Below are 22,933 nucleotides of genomic sequence, written 5' to 3'. Positions count from 1 at the left end.
GCGAAGGCAAATCCTCAACCCCCCGCAGCGTACGACGGGAGTTGCGCCAGGTAAGGCCATGGATAGATCCCCCGTTCGTGGCCGTCGCTGAACACCAGTTGCAAGCCATAGCCCTGAGCGTTCAACCCGAGCACCTGAACACGGGCGTCGACCAGCGGCGGTGTGCCCTGCAAGCGAAACGCGCGACATTGCGAACACGGGCATTGGCGGCGCAACAACGCGTAATCCAGCCACTGCTCGTGGCCGTCGGGCCAGCTCAGATGCAGTTGCTGTTTGCTCCGGGAATTGGCAACGGCCAGCGGGCTCATTGCAATTGACTCAGGGCAATGCGCACCGCTTTGCGCACTTCCGGGTCGCCGTCGTCTTGCGCAGCCAGCAAGGGGGCGATTGCACCGCCTTCACTCAGCTCACCCAGCGCCAGTGCAGCCTCCTTGCGCAGATTGCTGATGCGATGGCCCAGGGTTTCGATCAACGCGTCCAGCGCCGGTGCATAACGCAACCGACCGAGACTGCGGGTGGCACGCAGCCGCACTTGCCAGTAATCGTCAGTCAAGGCCTCGACCAGTGCCGCTCCTGCATCGACGTGTCCAATCTTGCCCAGCGTCGTCGCGGCTTCCTCGCGAACTTGCCAGGCCTGGTCCAGCAGAGCCTGGCGCAAGGCTGGCAACACTTGCGCATCGCAGGCCAGGCCGAGAGCGCCCGTGGCGGCGCGGCGGACTTCCGTGTCCGGGTCGTCGCTGGCCAATTTCGCCAGGGCCGGCAAGGCATCGAGCTGTTTGAGCCAGCCAAGCACGCCGACCGCTTCGCGACGAACGCCGGCGTCTTCATCGTTCAAGGCACCTGAAGCAGCCGCAGCGGCATCGGGAAAGCGCAATTCGCGCAAAGCCCTGAACGCGGCGATGCGCACGCTGATGTCCGCATGCGCGGTCCACGGCAGTATCACCCGGCCCGCCGCCTCGCTCTTGAGCAGGCTGAGGCTTTGCGCGGCGGCAGCCTGCACCGCCGAGGATGGATCGGTCAGGGCCTGGCACAACGCTTCGACCACAAGCTCGTCCTCCCAGGCTTCAAGCAATCGCGCGGCTTCGGCACGAACCTCTGCGGTCGGGTCTTGTGCCAGACGATTGACCAGCCACAGCAAACCGTCCGGTTCTTCGAGGTCAGCCAGATCGATCAAGGCAATTCTGCGCACGCCAGGATCTTCATCCGTCAGGCGCGGTTGCAGGGCGAGAATGTCGTCGTTATCGGTTACGTCAAATAGTGAGGTCATAAGGCAAATCGCGGCAGTTTGTTTTCAGGAGGCAATCCGAGAGGGTTCAGGCGCGGTAGCTGCCGACCGTCTTCGTGACGCAGGAGTTCGAGGCAATGACGCTTCAAGCGGGAAAATTCGGGGCTGGTCACCAGCTCGGTGGTCCGTGGCCGTGGAAATTCCAGGCGCAGGTCTTCGATGATGCGACCGGGACGCGTGCTCATGACCAGCAAGCGATCAGCCAGGAACAACGCTTCGTCGATGTCGTGGGTGACAAACACAACCGTGGTGCGGATCCGTGTCCAGATGTCGAGCAGCAGTTCCTGCATGTTCAATCGGGTCAAGGCATCGAGGGCACCGAAGGGTTCGTCCATCAGCAGCAGGCGCGGACGATTGACCAGCACCCGAGCGATCTCCACCCGCTGCTGCATACCGCCAGACAGTTGATCCGGCCAGCGATCGGCGAAACCTTCAAGGCCGACCAAGGCGAGGATTTCATCGGCCGCCCGCTGCCGCTCCGCTTTGCCGACGCCGCGCATTTTCAGGCCGAAAGCAACGTTGTCTCGCACTGTTCGCCATGGAAACAGGGTGTGCTGCTGGAACACCATGCCGCGCTGGGGTGATGGTCCGCAGACTTTGGCACCATCGACGTTGAGCGTGCCGGTCCGCGGTTGCAGGTGACCTGCCAGCGCGCCGAGCAACGTCGATTTGCCGCAACCGGACGGCCCGAGAATGCACACGAACTGACCCGGTTCGATCTGACACTCCAGACCCTGCACGGCTTCGAAGGCCGCCTTGCCCTCGCCGAGGCTGATCGACAAGTCACGTATATCGATCCGCCCTTCAGGATGTTGAAAAACGCTCATGAGGCTTTTCCTCGTGGTCGATGCCAAGGCGTGAACAACCCGCCCAGGCGCTTTATCAGCAGGCTGCTGCCCATGCCGAGCACGCCGATCAGCAACATGCCGACGACGATGTCGGGGTAGTTCTGAATGGTGTAGGACTCCCAGGTGTAATAACCGATGCCGTACTGGCCGGAGATCATTTCTGCGGTCACCAGGCAGAACCATGAAGTGCCCATGCCGATGGCCAGGCCGGTGATGATGCTGGGCGCGGCGCCCGGCAAAATCACCTCCAGCAAAATCGCCCGGCGCCCTGCCCCAAGGCTTTTCGCCGAGGCAATCAGCCGTGGGTCGACACCTTCCACGCCGTGCACGGTGTTGAGCAGGATCGGGAACAAGGCACCGGTGAACGTGATGAACACCATCGACAGTTCAGACGACGGAAACATCAGGATTGCCAGCGGAATCCACGCCACCGCCGGGATTGGCCGCAGCACTTCCAGCGGTGGCAAGAGCAAATCCTCAGCCCATTTCGAGCGGCCGATGGACAGCCCCAGAGCAACGCCGACGATCAACGCTGCGCAGTAACCGGCGAAGACCCGGCTGAGGCTGCTGCTCAAGTGACGAGCGAGCTTGCCGGAATCACCCAGCCCCAGCGCCGCCTCAACAACCGCCCCCGGGGTCGGCACGTTGGCGAAGGTTACCAGGCCGAGATTCCAGTGGTGGCTGGCGGCGAGTTGCCAGAAAAGCAGGCAAAACAACAGCGAGGCGACTCGGGGGAGCCAGCGTAAACAGGGTCCGTACACAATATTCCCTCTCACTTTAAAACCTGTGGGAGCTGGCTTGCCAGCGATTGCAGAGTGTCAGTCGACATCGGTATCGGCTGGTCTGGCCCCATCGCGGGCAAGCCCGCTCCCACAGGGGATTGCGGCGTTTTTGGGTTAGCGAACAGCCACAGCCTGCGCGGTGGCATCGGTGAAATCGAAAACCTTGCCGCCTTGGGCGCTGGCGAACTGCTGGGCCTGGCCTTTGAGCAGGAACGCGCTGAGGCGCCCGTTGGCATCGCTGGCGAACCACGCCTGATCCGCCAGCAACTTGATCCCGCTGTCGCTGGCCTGGGCATACACCGCGCGGATGTTTTTGCCTTCCTGCTTGAGGCTGGCCAATGCACTGAACGCCGCTTGCGCCGAGGCGTACTGGCGGACTTTCGGCTCACCGCGCACCCAGATTTCCGCCACGTGGCTGAAGTCGGTGATGGCTTTGCCGGTGGACGCATCCGTTGCAGTGAGCGGCGCCTGCGCGTAGTTCGCCAGTTGCGCGGTGTAGTCGAGGTTCGAGGCCTTGAAGGCGGCGCGGATGTACTGATCGTCAATGAAGGTGTTCAGATCCAGACCGCGATCGGCTTTCTTCAACAGTTTGAGCGTATCGATGGCCGTGCCCACCGCCTGGCGGTACTCCGGTTTCCAGCTCAGGTCGCGGGTTTGCACGCCCAGAGGGCCGTGGAACAGGTAATTCACCTCGGCATCGACGCCAGTGACCTTGGCGATCAGCTCGCTGTATTTCTCGGGCTCAGCGGCGAGCAACTGATTGGCCTCGATGCTGGCGCGCAGATAAGCGACGACAATTTCCGGGTACTTTTTCGCATAGCTCTGGTCGACCAGCGCGCCATGGAAGGTCGGCGCTCCGGCCTGGGAACCGTCGTAGATCTTGCGCGCGAAACCGCGGCTCGGGAACAGTTCTGCGAACGGTACGAAGTCGGCATGGGCGTCGATCTTGCCCGCCTGCAACGCAGAGCCGGCGACTTCCGGCGGCTGGGCGATGATGTTCACGTCCTTGAGCGGGTCCCAGCCCTGGGCGGCCACGGCGCGCAGCAACATGCCATGGGCGGTGGAGGCGAACGGCACCGAAATGGTCTTGCCCTTGAGCTCCGCCAACGACTGCACGCCCGATGCACTCGGCACCACGATGCCGTTGCCACTGCCTTTGGTGCTGCCTGACAACACACTGATGAACAGGCTGTGCTTGCCCGCTGCTTCAAACGCCACGCCGTTGAATGAGCCCGGGAAATCGGCCATCGCGCCGAAGTCGAGTTTGCCGGCGACCATCTCATTGGTCAGCGGCGCGCCGCTGGTGAAATTCTTCCACTGCACCTCGTATTTGGCATCCTTGTATGGGCCGTCGTGGGGCAAGTATTTGTCCAGCAGGCCGAGTTCGCGGATCAACAGACCACCGGCGGCGCAGTTGATGGTGGTGTCCTGAGTACCGATGGCAATGCGGATGGTTTCGGCCGAGGCCGACAAGGTGAATGACGCCAGTACCAGACCGGCCAACGCTGCACGCAACATCATGAGTGTTTCCCCTCGAATCATTTATTGGATGTTCGTCTCCGCCACGATCTGGGCGTGGTGGGAAACGAGGGGTGTTGTGGATCAGGCGTCCGGTGGTTGCCGGATGGCTTTGGGTTGTCTGTGGCGGACGCATCGCTGGCAAGCCAGCTCCCACAAAGTTCTCTATTGCCAGCGAAATCTGTGTCCCACTGCAAAGCCCTGTGGAGCGGGCTTGTCGGGTCGACGCATCGCAGCGATGGCGTTCTTTCAGTCAGCGCAATAAGTAAGGGATATCCACTTTCACCGCCCCGGTCGGGCAGTCCTTTTCACAGGGCATGCAGTACCAGCATTCATCGAACGCCATGTAGGCCTTTTGGGTGGCCGGGTTGATTGCCAGAAGGTCCATCGGGCAAACGTCAACGCACACGGTGCAACCTTTGTGGGCGATGCAAAGCTCTTCATCGACCGTGACCGGCGCGTTGGAGCGGAAGAAAATTTCCTGGGGTTGATAGGCCATTTTTCGAACTCTCTCATAGGGACGGCGTCACGCCGCATCGGCACCGACCCGCAACCGGTCGTAGGCCTGCATTTCTTCGGCACCCAGCGGGATGATGTAAGGCTCGACGGCTTTCTTGAAACTGGTCATCCGACCGTCATCGCCCTTTTTCAAGTGGCAATGGCAAAACCAGTCGCTGTCGTTGCGCTGCGGGTGATCGACCCGATAGTGGTAAAGCCCCCAGCGACTTTCGGCACGAAACAGCGAAGCCCTTGCAGCCATTTCCGCGCAGTCGCGGATCATGCTGACTTCCATGGCGCGCATCAGTTCGTGGGCGTTGTGGGCCTTGATCTGGTCGAGGTCGCGCTGGATATCGCTGAAGCGTTGCAAGCCGATCTGCATCTTCTTGGTCACTTTCGGCGGCTGCAGGTAATCGTTGACGAAGCGCCGCAGCTTGTACTCGACCTGAGCCGGTGGCAGTCCATGCTCACGATCCAACGGCGCGTAGACCCGTTGTTTTTCGCTTTCGATCTGCCGGGCATCCAGCACAGAGAACTCGCGATCAGCGACGAAATCCGCCGCGTTGTTGCCGGCAAACCAGCCGTAGGTGAACGCGCCGAGCATGTAATTGTGCGGCACGGCGGCCATGTCACCGGCCGAGTACAAGCCCTTGACCGACGTCTCGGCCTTTTCGTTGACCCACACCCCGGACGCCGAATGCCCACTGCAGAAGCCGATCTCGGAAATGTGCATTTCGACCATCTGCGTGCGGTAGTCGGTGCCGCGATTGGCGTGGAACTGTCCACGACTCGGGCGCTCGTTGCTGTGCAGGATCTCTTCGATGTTCTGGATGGTTTCCTCGGCCAGGTGATCGAGTTTGAGGAACACCGGCCCATTGCCGCTTTCGAGCTCCTGGTGGAACTCCCACATCATCTGCCCGCTCCAGTAGTCGCACTCGATAAAGCGTTCGCCCTTGTTGTTGGCGGTGTAGCCCCCCAGCGGACCGGTGACGTAGGCGCAGGCCGGGCCGTTGTAATCCTTGATCAGCGGGTTGATCTGGAAGCACTCCAGGTTCGCCAGTTCAGCCCCGGCGTGGTAGGCCATCGAGTAGCCGTCGCCGGCATTGGTCGGGTTTTCGTAGGTGCCCATCAGGTAGCCCGAGGACGGCAATCCCAGGCGCCCGGCGGCACCGCAGGCGAGGATCACCGCCTTGGCCTTGATCACATGAAAATCAGCGGTGCGGCAATCAAACCCCATCACGCCGTTGACCGCGCCCTCTTCGTCCTTGAGCAACCGGGTGCACACCAGGCGATTGGTGATGCTCACCCGCGCCCGTTTCAACTGGCGATACAGGACCTTTTTGATGTCATGACCTTCCGGCATCGGCAACACGTAGGCGCCCATGTGATGGACTTTTTTCACCGCATAGTCGCCGGTTTCGTCTTTCTCGAACTTCACCCCCCAGCGGTCCAGTTGCTCGATGGTTTCGAAGCTGTGGGTGGCGTAGGCGTACACCGCCGCCTGGTTGACGATGCCATCGTTGGCAATGGTGATTTCCTTGGTGTACTGCTCCGCTGTCGAGTGGCCGGGAATGATCGCGTTGTTCAGACCATCCATGCCCATGCTGATCGCGCCGCTACGCTTGACGTTGGCCTTGTCGACCAACAATACCCGCAGATCACGGTTGCGTTCCTTGGCCTTGATCGCCGCCATTGGGCCGGCGGTGCCGCCGCCGATGACGACGATGTCGTATTCCTGTTCGAGGGTCTTGCGACTCATGCCTGCTCCCCTTTTTGCCGGTCGATCCGCAGGCGGTACTGGAACGCATCGCCACGGTAATAAAGGTGTTCAAAGTCCACGGGGCGCCCCTGGGCATCGTGGGTCAGGCGCTCGATGCGCATGATCGGCGAGCCAGGTTCGACGTTCAGCGCCTGGGTCAAGTCGCTGTCGGCCAGCACCGCATCGATCGCCAGGTCGGCGTGCCCGAGGGCCACGCCGCAGTCGTTTTCGAGAATCAGGAAAATGTCGCGGGTCACCAGATCCGCCTTCTCCAGGCGCTCACCGATGGCTTTGGGCAAGTAGGTGATTTCCAGCGAAATCGGCTCACGGTTGATCAGCCGAACGCGCTTGATCTGCGCCACGGTCTCGCCTTCGGCGACCTGCAATCGCTCAGCCACCAATTTATCGGCGGCGATGAACTTGAAGCTGCGCAGGCGGTTGATCACCTCGTAGCCGCGACCGGTCATGGACTCGGCCAGGCCTTGCAGAGTGCTGACGTTCTGGAAGGTTTTCGGCTTGGCAACGAAGGTGCCCTTGCCGTGGATCTTGAAGATCAACCCTTCCTTCTGCAGATCACCGAGGGCCTGGCGCACGGTAATTCGGCTGACTTTGAACAGCGTGCCGAGTTCGCTTTCCGACGGCATCTGGCTGTCTTGCGGGTATTCACCGTCAAGAATGCGGGCGCGCAGTACGTCACGCAGTTGGGTGTGCAGCGGAATACTGCTGTTGGAAAGAGGGCTGAGAGATAGAACGTTATCGGTCATCAAGATCACTTGTTATAACGAGTTATGACATGATCTTAGAGAGTCGCCGTTCCTCTTGAGAAATACTGTTTACGCATAAGGTTAGAAGTGCACTGGCGCAGGGCATTGTGGCGCCCTGTCCCAGCGCACCACGTCGATCATGCCCTGCGAGGATCAGCCGATGTGCAGGGCACGCAAGTCCAGTCGGCCGTCTTGCATTGGCGGGCACCAGTAGTAGCCCCCGGTGATCGGTCGGCTGATGCGGTACAGACCATCAGTAATGCCGTCTTCCAGGCCGCTCATGCGACGCAATTGAACTTCGAAAGCGTCGAGGGAAAAACCGAAGGCAAGGAACATCAGGCCAGCACGTTCATCTTCAATCCATGGCATCGAGCGACGGACCACGAACGCTTCGGGGGCGAAGCTTTCCTGAGCGGTGCGTTTGACGTGGGCAGAGATCGGCGCGTCATCGAGCTCTTCGTTATCGCTCAAGCGGCGACCCATGATGTCGTCCGTTTCATGGGACGCCATTGCGTGAAAACGCTTGAGGTCATGCTGCCATTGCTGGATCGCGGCGAAACTGCCGCCCACCGTCCCTTCAGGGCCGTCGTTTACCAATGCGGCAGCCGCAGCGGCCTCGTCGCGAGGGTTTTCCGTGCCGTCTTCGTAGCCGGTCAGGTCATGGCCGTCACGGTGACGAAAGCCTTCAGTCACCTGCACCAGACGCAGAGCTGGTGCCAGCGCGGCTTCAAAGGCGTTGCTGCGATTGAGCAATTCGCCACGGTCAGTACCGTGCAGCCAGCACCACAGCGCCTGCTGCGTCGACGGGTTGTCGACACCGACACCGGTCAACGCAGGAAACGCTCGCAGGCCCTGGATGTGGCCATTCAGCGCCTTGACCAGCGACTCACCAAAACCCACCACTGCCGATTTGCCATCCACCAGTTGCAGCAGCTTATCCAGCGCCGCCGGCAATTGTGCGGCGGATTCCAGGGCGAAGAACATATGACGGGCGAGAGGTGGAACGGGGGTGGCGAGAATGCCCGGCTGGTAATGACTCATATGAACTCCTTGATAAAGATCGCGAAGTTTAACCGCAGCACCGGCCGTTGTGTGCTCCGAGGTCAAAAGTTGCATTTCTAGATCCGGCCAAAGCGGTCTACGCTTGAGGCACAAGAACCCGATCCCAGCCCCTCTATTCTGCCCATCAGCGCTCGATTGTCTTAAAAAACCAGCTCATTAAGGCGTATAACCTTTGCAGCGATTTCCGAACGGCAAGCCATCAGCATTGGCTGACATCTCACACGGGGTAGCGACATGAGCACAGCAGATCTCCTCGGCAACCTGTTTCCCGAGGCCGGCAGCATCCCGGAAAAATACCGTCTCGACGGTCCGACCGAGCAGCGCGAATACCTGGTCGACGGTGTCCTGAAAACCTGGCCCGGTGCCCTCGCCCAGGTCCGCAGCCCGGTGTACCTGAGCGCGGCCAATGGCGACGAACAAGTGATCCTCGGCAGCACGCCACTGTTGGACGCCGACACCGCTTTGACCGCTCTGGACGCCGCCGTCCGTGCCTATGATCGCGGCCAGGGCCTGTGGCCGACGATGCGGGTGGCCGAACGCATCCAGCACGTTGAAGGCTTTCTTGCGCGGATGCGGGAGCAACGCGACGCCGTGGTCAAATTGCTGATGTGGGAAATCGGCAAGAATCTCAAGGACTCGGAAAAAGAGTTCGACCGCACCTGCGACTACATCGTCGACACGATCAACGCACTCAAGGAACTCGACCGCCGCTCCAGCCGCTTCGAGCTGGAACAGGACACCCTCGGCCAGATCCGCCGCGTCCCGCTGGGCATGGCATTGTGCATGGGGCCTTACAACTATCCGTTGAACGAAACCTTCACCACGTTGATTCCGGCGCTGATCATGGGTAATACCGTGGTGTTCAAACCGGCGAAACTCGGCGTGCTATTGATTCGCCCGTTGCTCGAAGCCTTTCGCGACAGCTTCCCCGCCGGGGTGATCAACGTGATCTATGGCAGCGGTCGGGAAACCGTCAGTGCGCTGATGGCCAGCGGCAAGATAGATATCTTCGCCTTCATCGGTACCAACAAAGCCGCCAGCGACCTGAAAAAACTCCATCCAAAACCCCACCGCTTGCGTGCGGCACTGGGGCTGGATGCAAAGAACCCCGGCATCGTCCTGCCGGAAGTGGACCTGGACAACGCGGTCAACGAAGCAGTTACCGGCTCCCTGTCGTTCAACGGCCAGCGCTGCACCGCGTTGAAAATCCTGTTTGTCCACGAGGATGTGGTCGATGCTTTTATCGAGAAATTCAACGCCAAACTCGCCACCCTCAAACCCGGCATGCCTTGGGAAAGCGGTGTAGCCCTGACGCCTTTACCGGAGTCAGGCAAGGTCGACTATCTGCATTCGCTGGTGGCCGACGCCGTCAACAAAGGCGCTAAGGTGGTCAACCCCAATGGTGGCGCAGCCCGGGCGTCTTTTTTCTACCCCGCCGTGCTGTACCCGGTGACACCGCAGATGCGCGTTTACCAGGAAGAACAGTTCGGCCCGGTCGTACCCATCGTGCCCTATCGACATCTGGATACCGTGATCGATTACGTCCTGGAATCGGACTTTGGCCAACAGTTGAGTATCTTCGGCACCAACCCGGTGGCCGTTGGCCGTTTGGTAGACACCTTTGCCAACCAGGTCGGGCGCATCAACCTCAATGCCCAGTGCCAGCGCGGCCCGGACACTTACCCGTTCAACGGGCGCAAGAACTCCGCCGAAGGCACCTTGTCGGTACATGACGCTTTGCGGGTGTTTTCGATCCGCACACTGGTGGCCACCAAATTCCAGGAGACCAACAAAGACCTGATCAGCGAGATCATCAGTGGTCGCAGTTCGAGCTTTTTGACCACCGACTACATCTTCTAAGTAGGCTGAGTCTTACTGCCAGCGCTGATGCAACACCAAGGCAACATCGGCATAAAGCCGCTGCGCCTTGACGCAGTGCACCAGCGACTGGCGAAGACCGCACCGCGCTGGACATCTGAGCTCTCGTTACGGCGTAACGGCCCGACGAATTTTCAGGCTCCAACCCTGCTGCATACCCGCAGCCGCCAGCAGAATCGCGGCAACCCCGACCCATTGCAGCAACTCCAGGCGATGACCGAAGGCAAACCAGTCGACGAAGATCGCCGCGATCGGATAGATGAATGACAACGCGCCAGTCAATGCGGTCGGCAGTTTCTGAATAGCGCCGTACAACAGCACGTACATCACACCCGTGTGCACAATACCCAACGTCACCAGGCTGGACCACGCGCTCGTTGTCTGCGGCATGGCCGAAAAGTGCGCAAACGGCGCAAGTAGCAGTACACCGGTACTCACTTGAATCAGGGCAATCAGATGCGGTGGCGTGCCCGTCAGGCGTTTGATGATCAATGCGGCAATCGCGTAAAGAAATGCCGCACCCAGTGCCAGCGCAATGCCCAGCAGGTATTCGTTGCCACTCTCGCCCTGCCCTCCATGGGCGCTGACAATCGCCAACATCCCGAGGAACGACACGCCCAGCCATGCAAGCTTTTGCAAGGTGATCTTCTCGTTGAGAAAAATCGCGGCAAGCCCCACCAACATGAACGGCTGAACGTTATAGACCGCTGTGCCGATGGCAATCGAAGCACGGGAATAGGAGGCAAACAACAACACCCAGTTGCCGACAATCGCCACACCACTGAGCACGGCCAACAGGAAAGTGGTACGAGTCAAAATGCCGGGGCGCAGGAAGCCGAATGCCGCGCAAATCAGCAGCAAGGTCCCGGCACCAAACAGGCAGCGCCAGAACACCACATCCAGTACCGGTTGCCCTGAAACCAGCACAAACCAGCCAATGGTGCCGGAGATGAGCATGGCAGCGGTCATTTCAAATGAGCCGCGACGTATTGAGTTGTCCATCATTAGACTCCTGTGTTGATGGGCAAATTATGCCGATGAGCCGAAGCGCTTCTCCAGCGCAAAAAGAAGGCTAAAATCCAAATCTGCCTTTAATGCGAAGGCGATCTTGTAAAACTGCCTAATAGAGGTTTCGCCATGACCGATGACATCGACCAGGTGCTGATCACGGCTTTGATGGAAGACTCACGACGTTCGCTCAAGGCCTTGGCGCAAATCAGCGGGCTGTCCTCGCCCAGCGTTGCCGAGCGCCTGCGTCGTCTGGAAGAACGAGGTGTGCTCAAGGGCTACACCGTGGAAATCGACCCGAAATGCTTCGGCTATCAACTCCAGGCCATCGTGCGCATTCGCCCGCTGCCGGGCCAGTTGCATGAAGTGGAACGGCAGATCATGGCCATCCCCGAGTTCACCGAATGCGATAAAGTCACCGGTGACGACTGCTTCATCGCCCGCCTGCACGTCCGTTCGATGGAGCAATTGGATACCCTGCTCGACCGACTCAATACCCACGCAGAAACCAACACCGCCATCGTCAAGAAAACCCCGGTAAAACGCCGTTTGCCGCCGATGGCGTAGGTCATTTCACCCAATCGCAGACAATAAAAAACCCGCCGAAGCGGGTTTTTCGTTAGTGCCGACTTTTAGTCATCGCGGCTCATGATGCCGAACAGCTGCAACAAGCTGACGAACAGGTTGTAGATCGATACATACAGGCTGATGGTCGCCATGATGTAGTTGCGCTCGCCGCCATGGATGATGGCGCTGGTCTGGAACAAAATGCAGACCGAGGAGAACAGCACAAAACCTGCGCTGATCGCCAGTTGCAGGCCGCTGATCTGGAAGAAGAAGCTCGCCAGCGTCGCACCCAGCAGCACGAAGAAGCCTGCAGTGATGAAACCGCCGAGGAAGCTCATGTCCTTGCGGGTGATCAGTACGTAGGCCGACAAGCCGCCGAACACCAGTGCCGTCATCGCGAAGGCCGAGCTGACGACTTCAGCACCGCCCTGCATGCCAAGGTAACGGTTGAGGATCGGGCCGAGCAGGAAACCCATGAAACCGGTCAGGGCAAATGCCGACACCAGACCCCACGCGGAATCACGAAGTTTGTTGGTAAGGAAGAAAAGACCGTAGAAGCCGATCAGCACCACGAAGATGTTCGGGTAGCCAACACGCATCTGCTGGGCAACGAAAGCCATTACACCGCTGAAAGCGAGGGTCAGGGCGAGCAAGCCGTATGTGTTGCGCAGGACGCGGCTAACCTCTAGCTGCTCAGCCTGCACGCTGTTATTAACTGCGTAATCCTGTTCGCGCATGGCGACACTCCTGTTGGTTTGAAACGTTCAGTCGCAAAGATCATAACAGACGCCCTGTAACAAGCTATGCAGAGAGTTTGACAGTGTGTTTCATTCAGGTATTATGGCGCCCGCAACGCAAACGGAGGTGTGGCCGAGTGGTTTAAGGCAACGGTCTTGAAAACCGTCGACTGTAACAGGTCCATGAGTTCGAATCCCATCGCCTCCGCCATCTTTATACGACAAAGCCCTGATTATTCAGGGCTTTGTCGTTTCTGGGGTTTGGCAAAATCCATCAGCCCATACTTCAGCCCATCGACCCGTCCTTAAATTTCATCGCCCATCCAAACTTTTCGCATCACCAGGCGTCCTTTTCTTATAACTTCCCATCGGCTGGCTTCAGCCAAGGACTGGCAATGACATTTTTCATTTTTCTTCTGGCCTGCGCAGCAGCAGCAAGCACCGGCGTCATGTTCAAGCCGGGTGCATGGTACGAAGCGCTGAACAAACCTGGCTTCACCCCGCCCAACTGGGCGTTCCCGCTGGCCTGGACAACTATTTACCTGTTGCTGGCCTGGGCCGGTTACCGCTTGAGCCTGATCCCGGGCAGCCAGACAGTCCTGGCGTTGTGGGCGGCACAGATTGCATTGAACACACTGTGGACGCCGGTTTTCTTTGGCGCGCATCAGGTGTTGGCGGCGATGGTGATTCTGCTGGTGCTATGGTTGGTAGTCGCGGCGATGGTGGTGTTGGCGCTGCAGCTCGATGTAATTACGGGGTTGATCCTGTTTCCGTATCTGGCATGGCTGTGCGTCGCGGCCGCGTTGAATTTTTCGATTTTGATCAAGAATCGCTGATACCCCATCAAACCGCCTCGACGAGGAGGCTCAATCTGGGTAGATAAAAAAAGGCGCTCCGAAGAGCGCCTTGTTCTTGGCTATCAATTGAGTTGTTTCATATCCGCGTTACCCGAACCATCTATGTTGATGCGCTTAGGCTTGGCCTCTTCCGGCACAACTCGCAACAGATCAATACTCAATAGCCCATTAGATAACGATGCACTTTTGACCTCTATGTGATCCGCCAAACGGAAGGACAGTCTAAATGCACGCTGCGCGATTCCCTGATGAAGGTAAATCGCTTCCTTATCGCTTTCTCGCTTGCCGCCAGCGATGGTCAAAACCTCCTTCTCGACTTGTATCTCAAAATCCTCCTCCGTCAGACCCGCCGCCGCTATGACGATTCGATAATGATCGTCACCATGCTTTTCGACGTTGTGTGGAGGATAGGTAGTCGATGCCGCCTCGCTGCGAAGCGCGGATTCAAAAAGGTCGTTGAAACGATCAAAGCCTACCGACTGACGAAACAGTGGGGCCAACGAAAAAGTAGTAGCCATAGCTAAATCTCCTGAGTTTTCTCCAAGTGATTTATGACGCGGCCCGGTTTCGGCACCGCGTAAAAAATATATAGCGATGCCGGAAATACGATTCAAGAGGTTCAAAAATAATTTTTTGTTCTCAAGAAACAATGCAAAAAAATGCGATCTTCTAACTGTTGCGCTTTGCTGAAAACGCATTTCACTGGACTACTTCGTACGCCTTGAATGCAAGTCAGCAAAGCAATCCCGCCGTAGAAACTGGCCACAGAGCATGAGGTACACGTAAAGCCTTTTTCATGAGAACCCATGTGCTACGACGGTTCACCGCTGTCGCGTCGAAGGCGGCTGGCGTTCACCCTCTCGTCACGCGCCTTTGCTGGTTGCGGCAGGCGCGGCGCTGTTGCTGGGTGGCGCCCTGTTTGCAATCAACCGACCCCATCGCCAACCTTTCAAAAAAATACGCTAGTCACCCTCCAGAGAGTGCAAAAAGGCCCTCGATGGAGGTAATGCGTTGGCATCCTGTGACGAGGGAGCTTGTCGGATCGCCGCACCGTCCCGCGGGGCTGCGCAGCACTTCCTTTTAGGGCCGCTTCGCGCCCCAGCGGGACGGTGCGGCGATCCGACAAGCTCCCTCGCCACGGGTGTTTGTCCTTGAGAAAACAGCATTGCGCTCAAACACAACTCGATTACAACGTATATGAAATACCGACCTGTACCGTTCTTGGGGCTCCCGGATAGGCGTAAACGTTGCCGAACGCCCCTTCCTCATAGTCTTCATCCGTCAGGTTCTTCACATCCAGGTTGAGCCTGACCTTTTCATTGATTTTGTAATAGCTGAGCAGGTCGACGACGGTATAGCTGCCCATCGTGAAAGCCGTGTTGGCTGTCTGCCCTGCGCGCTCATCGACGTACTTCAGACCCGTGCCCAACCCCAGGCCCTTGAGTGCGCCATCCTGAAACTCGTAGACGTTGAGCAGGCTGAAGCTATTCTGCGGAATGTTCATCAGTCGGGTGCCGGACTTGATGACGTTGTCCTTGGTCACCTCGGCATCGACATAGGCATAACCGCCAATCATCCGCCATTGCGGAGTCAGGTTACCGGCCACGTTGAGGTCGAACCCACGGCTGCGCACATCGCCTGCCGCCACGCTGAACGTCGAGTCCAGCGGATCGGTGGTGAGCACATTGCGCTTTTCAATCTGGTAGATCGCCGCCTCGACGCTCAATTGGCTGTCCAGCGCATCCCACTTGATCCCAAGTTCATAGGACTTGCCCTTTTCCGGATCAAACCCTCCGCCCTGGCGACTGGCTCCGGTGTTGGGCTTGAACGAACGCGCCGTGTTGGCGTACAGCGCCACGGTCTCGGTCAGATCATAGGTGAAACCCAGGCGCGGGGTGACTGCATTGTCGCTGGCCTCCCAGCTCCTGCCGCCCGGGACAAACGTTTGGTAGTCATGCTCGAAGCGCTCGAAACGCGCGCCGGCCAACAGTTTTAAACGCTCGGTCAAGGCCACCTGATCCTGAACGAAAGCGGCGTAGGTCTTGAGGTTTTCCTTGTCATCCGTCGGTGTTCGGGTCAGGGCTGGGCGAGGCTGACCATACACCGGATCGAAGATGTCGATCGGGTAGGCACTCACCGCCCCGCTGGAGCGCTGAATGATCGACGTGTAGTCGTAGTCCTCGTACTCGACCCCGGTCAACAAGGTGTGATCGAAACCGCCGGCGGTGAAGTGGCCGGTGAGGTTGAGTTGGGTGTCCTTGTCGGTCCACTCCAGCTTGCGGTAATTAAAGTTGCGCCCCAGCGTGCGACCGTCTGCGGCGACGCCGTTGGCCTCGACGGCATTCCCCTGCAACGTGCCATCAAGCCATTGGAACCCGCCTCCCAACGTCCAGTTGTCACTTAACAGATGCTCGAACCGCAGTTGCGCCATGTTGTTGTCGTTGTGCAATTTGCCAACGTCTTTTTCGCCGAAAAAAGTGTCGCGAGACGCGGTGCCGACCTGGTTGGGATATCGCGTCAGGCCACGATCAAGCGGATGATTGTTGCGCATGAAATCGCCTTCGAAGATCACCTTGGTCTCATCGGTGACCTGCCAGCTCAGCACCGGCGTCACGCCGTAGCGCTCGGTTTCAACATGATCACGAAAGGTATCACCGCCCTCACCCACCACATTCAGGCGATAGGCCAGGCGGCCTTCTTCGTCCAGCGGGCCGGAGGCATCCAGCGTGCCGCGCTGCATTCCCTGGTCGTCGAGTTGACTGCCCAGCGTGACGGTGGGCTCGGCCAGAGGTTGCTTGGAAATGACGTTGAAAGTGCCACCTGGATCGCCTCGACCATAGAGCATGGTCGCCGGCCCTCGCAGCACCTCAAGCCGCTCGATGGTATTCGCATCGGGCATATTCGGGTAACCACGGTTGATGGGAAATCCGTTGCGATAGAACTCGCCGGTGGTGAATCCACGCACAGTGAAGGTGGTCAGGCCCTGGCCACCGAAATTGTTCGCCCGCCCCACACCGCCGGCGTAATCGAGCGCGTCCTGCAAACGAGTGGCACTGATGTCCTCCACGACATCCTTGGGCACCACGGTGATCGACTGCGGTGTCTCGTGGATCGACGTGTCGGTGCGCGTGGCACTGGCCGAGCGCGTCGCACGGTATCCATCCACCGGCCCCAACGCCGTTTCAAAGTCAGCGCTGCCAACGATGTCGGTCGCTTGCAACTCCAGACCGGGCTGATGGGTAGTCGCTTGTTCTGCCCAAGAGGAAGCGGAAAACGCCTGAAGCATGCAGATAGAAACCAGGGTACGACGCATTTAGGGAGCCTTGATAAACCAGCCAAATGGGGTGGCATACGTGCCAACAAATTGCGGCGCATGGTATATCAATTTTTTAGTGTTTGATACGTATTCGCATTTATATCTTTGTTTGGTGCTGTCTGATCAGGGTTTTCTGAGCTTGCGGATGACCTGCCGTCACACTACGTACTTGCAAAGTGGGTCGAGGTTTGTGGAACGGAACGGGAAAGCAAAGTGTCATTCCTTATAGACACATTGAGTTCGCCCATCCCGCTGAGATTGAGAGGTCATCTTCATGAACAACATCATCTACATCGTTGGCGCAGTCGTGATCGTCTTGGTGATCCTGTCGTTTGTCGGTCTTGTCTAGCTGCGCTTGGTAGACATTCCATCTCGTGAAGCGCCGGACATTCAGGCTTTGTGTCTTGCGCTTTTTTGCGATTCGATGCGCATCCCAATAATCTCGCAATGGCCGAAAACCAACGCCCCGGCAAATACCGTAATGTTGTTCACTCAGGGACAAACACTGAACTTGTAGCGAGGGAGCTAGCTCTCGCTCCGGCGCGAAGCGGCCCTAAAAGGGGCTGCTGCGCACTCCAGCGGGACGGTGCGGCGATCCGACAAATCCTCGCCACAGTTTGCTAACGGTGTACATGCATGCAGCCAGGTTTTATTTCGATACCACGACACCCGCCGGTTTCCAGCTGCCTTCACCCGCCGGCAGGACTGAAGGCGGTGTTTCTTTAGGCCAATAGAGGCGCATCACCAGATAAATCGGACCGTTGGGCGCTGGCAGCCAGTTGCTTTCGAGCGCCTTGCCGGGCGAGTTTTTCTGTATATAGAGCGTCAGCGACCCATCGGCATTCTTTTTCATGCCGGGCAGCATCGGCGAGTTCAACAGATAACGGTCGATCGGGTTTTTGATCAACAGCTGTGTTTTACCGTCATACATCGTCACCGACCAAAAGGCATTCACTGGCGGCAGTTGCCCCGCCGGGAACGTGAGCTTGTAGTCATGTTTGCTGCCGTCCAGTGGCTCGCCGGTCATGGTTGTGCGCGTAATGGGATAAGTGGCTTCCACTGAATCGTTCCCGTAGATGCCCCCCTTGGCGGCGCCTGCCCGCTTCAACCAGTCGCCGTTATAAAAATGGCGATCGCCAAAGTACGAGCCAATGCCCCATCCGTTGACATTCTTGAGCCCGCCGGCCAACCACTTGTCGACCTTTTCGTTCCCCTCCTTCATGCCGAGCAGGACTGCGGCCTTGTGCTCGAGCGAAAGCTCCTTGAACTCAAAACTTTTGCCCGGACCGATGCCGATTCGCGCGATTCGAGTCCGGATGCCCTTGTCTTCCGGCGTTACCGGCACGTACTGCAACGCGGTATCAAGATAATCAAAGAAGTTCTCTTTGATCCCTGTCGTGCTGATTGAAGTGAAATTGATGACGGGTGATGCAGGCGGTGCCGGCTGTTTCAAAAATGCCGACAGCGGCTGGACTTTATAGCCCGACTGCACCTTGACCACATTCGGCATGTCCTTGGGGTTGAACAGCTGGGTCCGGTAGCCCGCCAACGTGAAGGGCGTAGTCGAATAGAAGACTTTGTTGATGCCTGGCGGGGTGGTGCCCTTCCAGTCAGGTCCGACAACCATGTAGTTACCCGGACCATTACCCGTGGTGCGGCTGCCGATGTAACCGTAGTTGTAGGTATTGCCGTCAATCAATTGAACCGAGTAGTAACGCTTCTTCTCCACGGCCGGAACCGTGAGAACCATGGGCTCAGTGCGCAAATCCATCCAGAGGAACGAATAAGGGGTATCACTGTTGGGGGTGACAATAGCCGTGTCCTGGTAAGTGAAGACCCGGGGTTCACTCTTGATCTGGTTGAAAGGAGCCTTGAACTGCGGACTGCTTTTGTCCACGGCGTACTCATACATCACCGCGTGGTTCATCACGATGGGCAGCCCATAGATGAAGGCTTCTTCGGCAATGGCTTTCGTTTCGGCCAGGCTGGGTGCCGCAATGCCCTTGGCTGCATCGGCGGTCTCGGCCTGGGTCACAGGATCATTCTTGCTGGAACAGCCCGCTAAAAAAGCCACCGAAGCGGCAGCGATGGCGATCCATTTCATGCGGGTTGAATATTCCGATTTCATCATTCGTCGCTCCCGACCAACATCAACTTTGCCCTGGATGTCTTGATCAGATACGCAAATGTAGAGACACCCGCCGGTTTACTGCCGCGTTTGAGCGTAGGTCATTTAGCAGCCTCCTGCTATCAGGCGTCGGGCAGTGAACCTGAGCATGGGATTGCCACACACAAAAACGCCGCTCAAAGAGCGGCGTTTTTTGTAGGGAACCAAAGACCAGACTCACCTGTGTTCAGGGAGTCTCTGGCGTTTCAGTTCCAGGGACGGTCACCCTTTTCGTCCTTGATGCGGGTCGGCAAGCCCATTACATCCAGCGCCTTGAGGAACGGCTCAGCCGGCAGCTCTTCGACGTTGGCCATGCGCTGCACGTCCCACTCGCCGCGGGCGACCAACAGGGCTGCAGCGACAGGCGGCACGCCAGCGGTGTAGGAAATGCCTTGGCTGTCGGTTTCTGCGAAGGCTTCCTCGTGGTCGGCGACGTTGTAGATGAACACTTCGCGCGGCTGGCCATCCTTGGTGCCCTTGACCAGGTCACCGATGCAGGTCTTGCCGGTGTAGCCCGGCGCCAGCGAACTCGGGTCAGGCAGCACGGCCTTGACCACTTTCAGCGGCACGACTTCCAGGCCTTCGGCGGTCTTGACCGGTTGCTCGGACAGCAGGCCGAGGTTCCTGAGGACGGTGAACACGTTGATGTAGTGCTCGCCGAAGCTCATCCAGAAACGCACGTTCGGCACGTCGAGGTTCTTCGACAGAGAGTGCACTTCATCGTGACCGGTCAGGTACAGGTTCTGCGACCCTACGACCGGCAGGTCGTCGGTGCGCTTGACTTCGAACATGGTGTTGCTGGTCCACTGGCTGTTCTGCCAGCTCCACACCTGCCCGGTAAATTCGCGGAAATTGATTTCCGGATCGAAATTGGTGGCGAAATATTTGCCATGGGAGCCGGCATTGACGTCGAGGATGTCGATCGAATCAATGCGGTCGAAATACTGTTGTTGCGCCAGCGCTGCATAGGCGTTGACCACACCCGGGTCGAACCCCACGCCGAGAATGGCGGTGATGTTCTTCTCTTGGCATTCTTCGAGGTGGTTCCACTCGTAGTTGCCATACCACGGCGGCGTCTCGCAGATTTTGCCCGGTTCTTCGTGAATGGCGGTGTCGAGGTAAGCCACGCCGGTATCGATGCAGGCACGCAGCACCGACATGTTGAGGAAGGAAGAACCGACGTTGATGACAATCTGTGATCCGGTTTCGCGGATCAGCGTCTTGGTCGCTTCCACATCCATGGCGTTCAGCGCGAAGGCCTGGATTTCGGCGGGCACTTTGAGACTGCCCTTGGCCTTGACGCTTTCGATGATGGCCTGGCATTTGGAGATGTTGCGCGACGCGATAGCAATACGACCGAGTTCATCGTTGTGCTGCGCGCACTTGTGGGCCACCACCTTGGCGACACCTCCTGCACCAATGATAAGAACGTTCTTTTTCAATTGCTTGAGCTCTCCTTCAAATTGTCCGCTTTACGAAAGGCTGGACAGGTAGTCTTCATAACCAAATTCGCGAACCACTTCGACTGTACCGTCGAGTTGTTTCACTACGATGGACGGCATTTTCAGGCCGTTGAACCAGTTTTTCTTGACCATGGTGTAACCCGCGGTATCGATGAACGACAGTCGATCGCCGATGGCCAGCGGACGCTCGAACTGGTACTCGCCAAAGATGTCGCCGGCCAGGCAGGACTTGCCGCACACCATGTAGGTGTGATCACCCTCGCTCGGTGCCAGTTTGGCGTTGAGGCGATAGATCAGCAGGTCGAGCAGGTGAGCTTCGATGGAACTGTCCACCACCGCCAGGTGCTTGCCGTTGTACAGGGTGTCGAGCACGGTCACTTCCAGCGAAGCACTGTTGGTGATCGCCGCTTCGCCCGGCTCCAGGTAGACCTGCACGCCGTACTTTTGCGAAAAGGCCTTGAGCCGCGCGCAGAATGCATCCAGCGCATAGCCTTCGCCGGTGAAATGAATGCCACCACCCAGGCTGACCCAGCTGACCTTGTGCAACAGCGGACCGAAGCGCTCTTCGATAGTGCCGAGCATCTGGTCGAACAGGCCGAAGTCGCCGTTCTCGCAGTTGTTGTGGAACATGAAGCCGGAGATCTGCTCGATCACGCCTTCGATCTTCACCGGGTCCCACTCGCCCAGTCGGCTGAACGGACGCGCGGGATCGGCCAGCAGGTAATCGGAGCTGCTCACTTGCGGGTTGACCCGCAGGCCGCGGGTCTTGCCTTGCGAGCGTTCGGCAAAGCGCTGCAGCTGGCTGATCGAGTTGAAGATGATCTTGTCGCAGTTATCGAGCATCTCCTCGATCTCATCATCGGCCCAGGCCACGCTGTAGGCGTGGGTTTCACCGACGAACTTGTCGCGACCGAGCTTGAGCTCGTACAGCGACGAAGACGTGGTGCCGTCCATGTATTGCTGCATCAGGTCGAACACCGACCAGGTGGCAAAACACTTGAGTGCCAGCAAGGCTTTGGCCCCGGAATGCTCGCGCACGTAGGCAATCTTCTGCATGTTGAGCAGAAGCTTTTGTTTATCGATGAGGTAGTACGGTGTCTTGATCATTTCGAGGCCTCCGGCAAGGCCAGCCAAAAAAGGATGCGCATTGTGCCTTCACTGGCCGCATATCGAAAGAGCAGTGAGCAAAAGCTGCCTTTAACGGTCATTCGGTGAACGAGGTTCATGGCGCACTCTCGCCGCTGAAATTGACAGTCCCCTGGTGTTGACCGGCCTGGTCCCTGGCCCGCTGTAACTGTCGTTGGTTTCCGTCAGATGTAGGGGTGACACCCGCTGATATGCCAGTAAATACCGATAACTCCAGCATTTTGCAGGGTCCCGCCCGGCATTTCGCACACCCATAATTGGCTTACAACAATAAAGGGACTCACCCTGAGGTACGTAAGCCATGTACAAGGACCATATCGTCAAGGCCCGCATGACTGACAGCGCGCTATTCATGGGCGCAGTCGCAGCGGTCATCTTCATTATCACGCTGGTCTGCGGCGTCGGTGAAAGCCGGCTGTCCAATTTGATGGGGCCGATCGTCCTCGACTTGCAAGCACCTCTGGCGCGAGACATCGCGGTGGGCGGCACCTTCACCCTCACCGTTGTACTGAATCTGTTCATCCTTGGCCGGTTTCCGTTGCGGGCGCAGATCATTACGGTCTGGTGCGAACTGCTGGTGCTGTTCCTTTTATTCTTCGATACCTTCAATCTTTCCTACAGTTTCATCGCCACCAAAGTGGGCTTCATGATTACCCAAGGGGTATTCACCACGGTCTACGTGTCGGCGATTTCCATTGCCATTGCTTTTGTCCTGGCATTGTTGGGCGCTACAGCCCGCTTGTCTTCCAACGGCTTCGCCATCGCCATCGCGAGTTTCTACACCTCGTTTTTCCGCGGCGTTCCGCTGCTGATCCAGATCTATCTCATTTATCTGGGCATTCCACAGCTTGGTTATGTGGTGGGTGCCGTCCCGGCAGGGATTCTGGCGCTCTCGCTGTGCTATGGCGCCTATATGACGGAGATCTTCCGCGCGGGTATCAGCAGTATCTCGCGGGGACAGTGGGAAGCCTCCCGGGCGATTGGCCTGAACCCGTTTCAAACGATGACCCGGGTGATTCTCCCGCAGTCCATGCGCCTGATCATCCCGCCGACCGGCAACCAGTTCATCTCGATGCTCAAGGACAGTTCGCTGGTCTCGGTGATCGGCGTCTGGGAGCTGATGTTCCTGGCACGAACCCAGGGCCGCGCCGAGTTCCGTCACCTGGAAATGCTCATCACCGCAGCAGTGCTCTACTGGCTGCTTTCGATCGTGCTGGAAACCGTCCAGGCCCGCCTGGAAAAGCACTTCAATCGCGCCCACCGCTGAATCAGGAGCAT

General features: G+C 58.3%; 20 protein-coding genes and 1 tRNA gene. 5 read left to right on the top strand and 16 right to left on the bottom strand.

Annotation, left to right across the window (positions count from 1 at the left end):
- Positions 1–14: 14 nt before the first annotated feature.
- From D8U69_RS04425 to D8U69_RS04380, 9 genes are all read right to left on the bottom strand, one after another.
- Positions 15–308: a DUF971 domain-containing protein gene (locus D8U69_RS04425; protein ID WP_130906763.1), complete on the bottom strand. Its 294-nt coding sequence runs from the start codon at positions 306–308 to the stop codon at positions 15–17.
- On the bottom strand, positions 305–1,267 hold the full coding sequence (locus tag D8U69_RS04420; protein ID WP_130906762.1) for a HEAT repeat domain-containing protein: 963 nt from the start codon (positions 1,265–1,267) through the stop codon (positions 305–307). Before D8U69_RS04420 ends, D8U69_RS04425 begins: the two co-directional genes overlap by 4 nt.
- Positions 1,264–2,112, bottom strand: a complete 849-nt coding sequence (locus D8U69_RS04415; RefSeq protein ID WP_130906761.1) for an ABC transporter ATP-binding protein — start codon at positions 2,110–2,112, stop codon at positions 1,264–1,266. The genes D8U69_RS04420 and D8U69_RS04415 overlap by 4 nt, the downstream gene beginning before the upstream one ends.
- Positions 2,109–2,894, bottom strand: a complete 786-nt coding sequence (locus D8U69_RS04410; RefSeq protein WP_056854451.1) for an ABC transporter permease — start codon at positions 2,892–2,894, stop codon at positions 2,109–2,111. Before D8U69_RS04410 ends, D8U69_RS04415 begins: the two co-directional genes overlap by 4 nt.
- A 135-nt stretch (positions 2,895–3,029) precedes the next feature.
- A complete protein-coding gene (locus tag D8U69_RS04400) occupies positions 3,030–4,436 on the bottom strand; it encodes an ABC transporter substrate-binding protein (RefSeq protein WP_177434546.1) in 1,407 nt (468 codons plus the stop codon).
- A 250-nt stretch (positions 4,437–4,686) separates the two neighbouring features.
- Positions 4,687–4,932: a ferredoxin family protein gene (locus tag D8U69_RS04395; RefSeq protein ID WP_056854450.1), complete on the bottom strand. Its 246-nt coding sequence runs from the start codon at positions 4,930–4,932 to the stop codon at positions 4,687–4,689.
- Positions 4,933–4,959: 27 nt separating this feature from the next.
- Complete coding sequence (locus tag D8U69_RS04390) at positions 4,960–6,690, bottom strand: fumarate reductase/succinate dehydrogenase flavoprotein subunit (protein ID WP_130905701.1); 1,731 nt, start codon at positions 6,688–6,690, stop codon at positions 4,960–4,962.
- Positions 6,687–7,454, bottom strand: coding sequence for a GntR family transcriptional regulator (locus tag D8U69_RS04385; protein WP_130905702.1), 768 nt, complete (start codon positions 7,452–7,454; stop codon positions 6,687–6,689). The genes D8U69_RS04390 and D8U69_RS04385 overlap by 4 nt, the downstream gene beginning before the upstream one ends.
- A gap of 153 nt (positions 7,455–7,607) precedes the next feature.
- Complete coding sequence (locus D8U69_RS04380) at positions 7,608–8,495, bottom strand: Dyp-type peroxidase (RefSeq protein ID WP_130906760.1); 888 nt, start codon at positions 8,493–8,495, stop codon at positions 7,608–7,610.
- Between the two features lie 255 nt (positions 8,496–8,750).
- Between D8U69_RS04380 and D8U69_RS04375 the strand changes: the two genes are divergently transcribed.
- Positions 8,751–10,376: an NADP-dependent glyceraldehyde-3-phosphate dehydrogenase gene (locus D8U69_RS04375; protein ID WP_130906759.1), complete on the top strand. Its 1,626-nt coding sequence runs from the start codon at positions 8,751–8,753 to the stop codon at positions 10,374–10,376.
- Between the two features lie 126 nt (positions 10,377–10,502).
- Here the strand turns inward: D8U69_RS04375 and D8U69_RS04370 are convergent, their stop codons facing one another.
- Positions 10,503–11,396 carry a DMT family transporter gene (locus tag D8U69_RS04370; RefSeq protein ID WP_130905704.1) on the bottom strand — a complete coding sequence of 298 codons (894 nt, stop codon included), beginning with the start codon at positions 11,394–11,396 and terminating at the stop codon, positions 10,503–10,505.
- A 135-nt stretch (positions 11,397–11,531) separates the two neighbouring features.
- Between D8U69_RS04370 and D8U69_RS04365 the strand changes: the two genes are divergently transcribed.
- The gene (locus D8U69_RS04365; protein WP_056854444.1) at positions 11,532–11,969 is read left to right on the top strand and encodes an Lrp/AsnC family transcriptional regulator; all 438 of its coding nucleotides are present in this window, start codon (positions 11,532–11,534) and stop codon (positions 11,967–11,969) included.
- A gap of 65 nt (positions 11,970–12,034) precedes the next feature.
- On the opposite strand, the gene D8U69_RS04360 is transcribed toward D8U69_RS04365, so the two are convergent.
- On the bottom strand, positions 12,035–12,706 hold the full coding sequence (locus D8U69_RS04360) for a Bax inhibitor-1/YccA family protein (RefSeq protein ID WP_008006561.1): 672 nt from the start codon (positions 12,704–12,706) through the stop codon (positions 12,035–12,037).
- Positions 12,707–12,829: 123 nt separating this feature from the next.
- Between D8U69_RS04360 and D8U69_RS04355 the strand changes: the two genes are divergently transcribed.
- Together D8U69_RS04355 and D8U69_RS04350 are read left to right on the top strand one after the other, a co-directional pair.
- Positions 12,830–12,917, top strand: a tRNA-Ser gene (locus D8U69_RS04355).
- Between the two features lie 184 nt (positions 12,918–13,101).
- Entirely contained in the window at positions 13,102–13,542 is a 441-nt protein-coding gene (locus D8U69_RS04350; protein ID WP_056856521.1) for a TspO/MBR family protein, read from the top strand.
- Positions 13,543–13,625: 83 nt separating this feature from the next.
- Here the strand turns inward: D8U69_RS04350 and D8U69_RS04345 are convergent, their stop codons facing one another.
- From D8U69_RS04345 to D8U69_RS04320, 5 genes are all read right to left on the bottom strand, one after another.
- Positions 13,626–14,081: an Hsp20 family protein gene (locus D8U69_RS04345; protein ID WP_056856522.1), complete on the bottom strand. Its 456-nt coding sequence runs from the start codon at positions 14,079–14,081 to the stop codon at positions 13,626–13,628.
- Positions 14,082–14,749: 668 nt separating this feature from the next.
- A complete protein-coding gene (locus tag D8U69_RS04335) occupies positions 14,750–16,876 on the bottom strand; it encodes a TonB-dependent receptor (RefSeq protein ID WP_130906757.1) in 2,127 nt (708 codons plus the stop codon).
- Positions 16,877–17,528: 652 nt separating this feature from the next.
- On the bottom strand, positions 17,529–19,007 hold the full coding sequence (locus D8U69_RS04330) for a DUF1254 domain-containing protein (RefSeq protein ID WP_130906793.1): 1,479 nt from the start codon (positions 19,005–19,007) through the stop codon (positions 17,529–17,531).
- Between the two features lie 245 nt (positions 19,008–19,252).
- The gene (locus tag D8U69_RS04325) at positions 19,253–20,488 is read right to left on the bottom strand and encodes a saccharopine dehydrogenase family protein (RefSeq protein WP_056856524.1); all 1,236 of its coding nucleotides are present in this window, start codon (positions 20,486–20,488) and stop codon (positions 19,253–19,255) included.
- A gap of 30 nt (positions 20,489–20,518) precedes the next feature.
- On the bottom strand, positions 20,519–21,616 hold the full coding sequence (locus D8U69_RS04320) for a carboxynorspermidine decarboxylase (protein ID WP_056856525.1): 1,098 nt from the start codon (positions 21,614–21,616) through the stop codon (positions 20,519–20,521).
- A gap of 340 nt (positions 21,617–21,956) precedes the next feature.
- On the opposite strand from D8U69_RS04320, the gene D8U69_RS04315 reads away from it, so the two are divergent.
- Positions 21,957–22,922, top strand: a complete 966-nt coding sequence (locus D8U69_RS04315; RefSeq protein ID WP_056856526.1) for an amino acid ABC transporter permease — start codon at positions 21,957–21,959, stop codon at positions 22,920–22,922.
- Positions 22,923–22,933: the final 11 nt, after the last annotated feature.

Origin of the sequence: Pseudomonas sp. Sample_16, from assembly GCF_004307665.1 — a bacterium.
Classification (GTDB): domain Bacteria; phylum Pseudomonadota; class Gammaproteobacteria; order Pseudomonadales; family Pseudomonadaceae; genus Aquipseudomonas.
The sequence above is the reverse complement of the archived record's forward strand: the minus strand, read 5'-3'. Positions and strand labels throughout refer to the sequence as shown.